The sequence below is a fragment of the Flavonifractor plautii ATCC 29863 genome (assembly GCF_000239295.1).
GTDB lineage: Bacteria > Bacillota > Clostridia > Oscillospirales > Oscillospiraceae > Flavonifractor > Flavonifractor plautii.
Window position 1 is genome coordinate 1 of the sequence record NZ_JH417701.1, and the last position, 4,064, is coordinate 4,064.

6 protein-coding genes are annotated in these 4,064 nt (G+C 42.8%); 1 reads left to right on the forward strand and 5 read right to left on the reverse strand.

Features of this window, described 5'->3' with window-relative positions; all coding sequences use genetic code 11:
* Positions 1 to 1,569, forward strand: a 1,569-nt coding sequence (locus tag HMPREF0372_RS19060) for an ATP-dependent DNA helicase (protein WP_155116977.1), incomplete at its 5' end; no start/stop codon positions are given.
* Positions 1,570 to 1,849: 280 nt separating this feature from the next.
* Here the strand turns inward: HMPREF0372_RS19060 and HMPREF0372_RS05950 are convergent.
* The 5 genes from HMPREF0372_RS05950 to HMPREF0372_RS05965 form a co-directional block, all read right to left on the reverse strand.
* Positions 1,850 to 2,086 (reverse strand): helix-turn-helix domain-containing protein, encoded by a 237-nt coding sequence (locus HMPREF0372_RS05950; RefSeq protein WP_007489818.1) that lies wholly within the window; start codon positions 2,084 to 2,086, stop codon positions 1,850 to 1,852.
* Between the two features lies 1 nt (position 2,087).
* The gene (locus HMPREF0372_RS05955; protein ID WP_007489820.1) at positions 2,088 to 2,516 is read right to left on the reverse strand and encodes an RNA polymerase sigma factor; all 429 of its coding nucleotides are present in this window, start codon (positions 2,514 to 2,516) and stop codon (positions 2,088 to 2,090) included.
* 458 nt (positions 2,517 to 2,974) lie between these two features.
* Positions 2,975 to 3,160 (reverse strand): cysteine-rich KTR domain-containing protein, encoded by a 186-nt coding sequence (locus HMPREF0372_RS19065; RefSeq protein WP_009260154.1) that lies wholly within the window; start codon positions 3,158 to 3,160, stop codon positions 2,975 to 2,977.
* Between the two features lies 1 nt (position 3,161).
* Positions 3,162 to 3,584, reverse strand: a complete 423-nt coding sequence (locus HMPREF0372_RS05960) for a YjdF family protein (protein WP_007489823.1) — start codon at positions 3,582 to 3,584, stop codon at positions 3,162 to 3,164.
* Complete coding sequence (locus tag HMPREF0372_RS05965; RefSeq protein ID WP_230979259.1) at positions 3,581 to 3,991, reverse strand: PadR family transcriptional regulator; 411 nt, start codon at positions 3,989 to 3,991, stop codon at positions 3,581 to 3,583. Before HMPREF0372_RS05965 ends, HMPREF0372_RS05960 begins: the two co-directional genes overlap by 4 nt.
* Positions 3,992 to 4,064 lie beyond the last annotated feature (73 nt).

The following is a 4,064-nucleotide window of genomic DNA, read 5'->3' on the forward strand; positions in this document are numbered from 1 at the left end:
TTTTCAATTTGCGAAAATTATTGTACCTTATCTGAGCATGAACTATTTGCTCGATATATTAAGAATAATACAGAGATAGAAGGAAAACTATTCACTCCTAAAGCCGAGATTGAAGGTTTTGAGAACATTGATGATTTGATTAGGCAATATAATGCTGCTCTTTACTATAAGCATACTGGACGCAGACTAGAAGAATACAAAGGCCATATTTATATTAAAGAATATGCTGAGGATAGTGCTGAAATAATAAAAAAACTGCAACAACTCTCGTCTTCTGGTGTTACTCAATATACGGCATCTGTTGACTCATGGCTCTCTCGAGAGTCATACAGTATTGATGACGATGGCAAAAAACATGCACTTCGCCAAATGTTTGAAAAATCACATGTTGCATTAATATATGGTTCTGCTGGGACAGGCAAATCCACCCTAATTAACCATATAGCTAATTTTTGGGGAGAAAAGGATAAACTCTTTTTGGCAAACACTCATCCCGCTGTAGATAATATGCGGAGAAAAGTAACTGCGGGTAACAGCGAATATAATACCATTGCTAAGTTTTTGTCAAAGAGAAATCTCAATACTGAGTTTGATATACTATTTATCGATGAGTGTAGCACCGTAAGCAACAGCGACATGAGACAGGTACTTGAAAAGGCCAACTTCAAGCTTCTAGTCTTAGTAGGTGATGTGTATCAGATAGAATCAATTTACTTTGGAAATTGGTTTAGCATTGCACGAAAGTTTGTACCTGCAACTTCTGTGTTTGAATTAACGTATCCCTACAGAACCACGAATCAAGATTTGCTAACTGTGTGGGATCGCGTACGTAAACTTGATGATGCGATTTTAGAACCATTAGTGAAAAACGGCTACGTCGCAAGACTTGATGAATCCATTTTTGAACATAGCAATAATGATGAAATTATTCTCTGTTTAAATTACGATGGACTCTATGGAATTAATAATATTAACCGTTTTTTACAGAATAGCAATCCAAACGAAGGAATTGTATGGGGAATCAACACATATAAGATTGGTGATCCAGTCCTGTTTAATGAATCAAATATTTTTTCCCCATTGATTCATAACAACACAAAAGGTAGAATTGCTGGGATTCACCCAGACGAACAACAAATCTGGTTTGATATTGAGCTCGAGGAATCAATAAACGAGATAGATGCGTGGGACTACGACTTTGAACTCATTGGAGAGTCTGAATCTGGAAATTCCATTATCTCATTCAGCGTTAATAAGTTTCGAAGTACTGACGAAGACGATGACAATAATAACTCTACAGTTGTACCATTTCAAGTAGCGTATGCTGTATCTATTCACAAAGCTCAAGGTTTAGAGTATGACTCTGTAAAAATCGTTATCACAAATGAAGTAGAAGAACGCATCACCCATAACATCTTTTATACGGCAATCACCCGTGCAAAAAATAAATTGAAAATATATTGGAGCCCAGAGACAGAGAAATCTGTCCTTGAGCATCTTGAAGTTAAAAACTCGAATAAAGATGCTCATTTGTTAGCACAACTATTTTCAATCGCAATGACTAATTAAAAATTTAGTTCTCAGTAACGCACGGCAAGTTTCTACGCATTTCAAACTGTATTTACAGGTAGAAGAGTGATATGATGCTTTCAGCAGTCTAAATAAGCCGAAAAACCTAGTAGTATCGGGCTATTTTACCTGCTAAATGCGTAGACACAAACACCATAATAGCAGCGGGCGCAAGCGGATTTCTGCTTGCGCCCGCTTGGTTACCACACAGCAAAGACGAAGGGAGCCGTCAAGGGCGCGAAGTGTTCATCTTGACCCTTGATGGCTTCCTTTGTCTTTGCTATTCCTTGACTACAATGGCTTCCACCAATTTTGCCTGTAAGCGATGCTTCATGTACTCATCAATTTCGATGTGCGGCAAACCATCTTTGTCATAGAGCGTTCGCGTACAAATCTTGTTGATGTAGCGGTCGTAGTACCGCAAGACGCGCTCTAATGCTAACGGATCACCGGCGCGGGCCGCTTCGATCACGTCCATTGACAAAAGCACTCTGCCGTTAAAAGTTGGTTCCTTCATGTTAGTGCCTCACTCCCTTGGATTGTAAATCTTTTCGCAGTTCATTCAGTGCCTTTGTCCTGTGCCGCTGGACGGCGCTGCGGGATATTTCTGCAATACGACCAATCTCACCATCTGTCAGCCCCAACACACAATACAGGATCAAAATGCTTTGCTCCCGTTCCGGCATGCTGGCAAAGGCGTCAGCCACCAGCTCGCCCTGGATATGTAGGTCGCAGCCAAAAGCCGTGAACACAACGCTGTCGCTTGGGTATTCGTCCATCGTGCAGAGCTTGTCCATTTCATACTGCGACAAGGCACTGAACTGAGTTTCCCGTTTTCGCTGGCGGCACAAATCTCGCAGATAGGTTTTGGCCTCATTACGGATGACGGTTTTGCAGAAAGCGTCAAACCGGCAGCGTTCTCCATAACTATCAGAAATGTACTTCATCTTCTCACCTCCGATCCGCGGGAGAATGAGAAGTTAGAGTTGGTGCCACCACCACTTGCGTCTATGTTGATACGGCAGTTTCGGCCCGCACCGAAAAACCGCAATAACAGATCAGTAAAAGTAAATGTAATATGCCGACAACTTACACTGTATTGTACATCTTTTTGTCCAAACCTCTCCCGTGCTGAAGATAAGCTTTTTTTGATAAGCTATATAGTTGATAAACAGACTGTATCAGCATGGTGGTTTCCTCCGTGGGCCGCCGATCCTGCATAGAGTAAGCAAAGTAACAGCGGCGGTCTTGATTCCTCAAAACCGCCGCTGGGATATGAAATAGAGCGCACAAAATCAACCTGCCCGGCAACGGTTTTTTTCTTTCCCCGTCGGGCGGGGTAAATTGAATCATGTGTTAAGGAATAGAAAAAGCCGATAACTACAAGAAGAAATACTCTTGCAAGTTATCGGCTCTGCGTCTTAGCGTCTGGCTCTTGGATGATGGATAGATTCAGTTGTCTTACCGCAATCAAGGTTTCATGTTTGCATTTAGGGCAATATAGCGGAAAGTTTTCCAGGACTGTGTCATCGCGGATTTTCAATCGTGTTTTGCTGCCGCAAAAGGGGCATAAAATCCATTCTATCTTCATGTTATCTTCCTCTGTGCTTGGCTTTCTTTTTTTCCTGCCGGATGGCAAACTGGCAGTCTTTCTCCGCCTCTTTCTGCTCACGGCTCTTGATTTTCCGTTCCAGCTTACATTGCTCATGCTGGAGTTTCAACGCCTGCTGCGCCTTTGTTCCAATGCCTTTATCCTGCAGTTGGCTTTGAATTTCGCGCTGCATACGTTTAGGATTGATTTTTCGCTCTATGACCACTTCGGCCTGGATCGGGGGACTGAATTTCAACTTGTGCCAATTCTTCAGCAGAAACTCATAGACCTCGTAATCTTTGGGCTCTGAGCCAAAAGTGATTTTGCATACCTCGTACTTACCGTTATCCGTTCTTTCGTAGAGACCGATCCAAAACGGAGCTTCAAATAGGATGGTCAAACTGCTTTGGGGGCCTGTACTCATTCTTCTAAGAACTGCCCTTCAAAATGATCCAGCCATTCCAGAAGGGCTCGATAGAGAAGCTGCTGCTGCTCAAAAATCGTTCTCCCAACCAAGGGAATGTCTGCAAATTCCCGCGCATAGCCCTCGTTCGATTCAGCCGAGGACTGTATGCTTCGGCGCAAAGCCGAAACCAGCTCCAACGCATCGGCTTTGTCCATCTTGTTCAGATTCGTAATGACTACATTGAAATCGAATAGCAAGGGCACTGGGCCAGCGGCGCAAGAGACCATCAGCTCCTTGAAATACGCTTTGCCCTGATTAGTAATAGAATAAATGGCCTTATCCGCAAACTTATCGCCCTTGACAATATCGCTTTGGAGATAACCCTTCTCGCTCAACTGGAGTACTTTTCGATAAATAGAAGGCACGCTTATTTTCGTCCAGCGAGAAAAATGGTGGTACTCCACATTGTAGGTTTGTCAAACATATTGGACGGTGAAC

What these genes read in the sequence shown, in the direction of transcription:
- HMPREF0372_RS05950 (WP_007489818.1), bottom strand. Translation starts at nt 2,086, where the DNA reads ATGAAGGAACCAACTTTTAACGGCAGAGTGCTTTTGTCAATGGACGTG.
- HMPREF0372_RS05960 (WP_007489823.1), bottom strand. Translation starts at nt 3,584, where the DNA reads ATGAGTACAGGCCCCCAAAGCAGTTTGACCATCCTATTTGAAGCTCCG.
- HMPREF0372_RS05955 (WP_007489820.1), bottom strand. Translation starts at nt 2,516, where the DNA reads ATGAAGTACATTTCTGATAGTTATGGAGAACGCTGCCGGTTTGACGCT.
- HMPREF0372_RS19065 (WP_009260154.1), bottom strand. Translation starts at nt 3,160, where the DNA reads ATGAAGATAGAATGGATTTTATGCCCCTTTTGCGGCAGCAAAACACGA.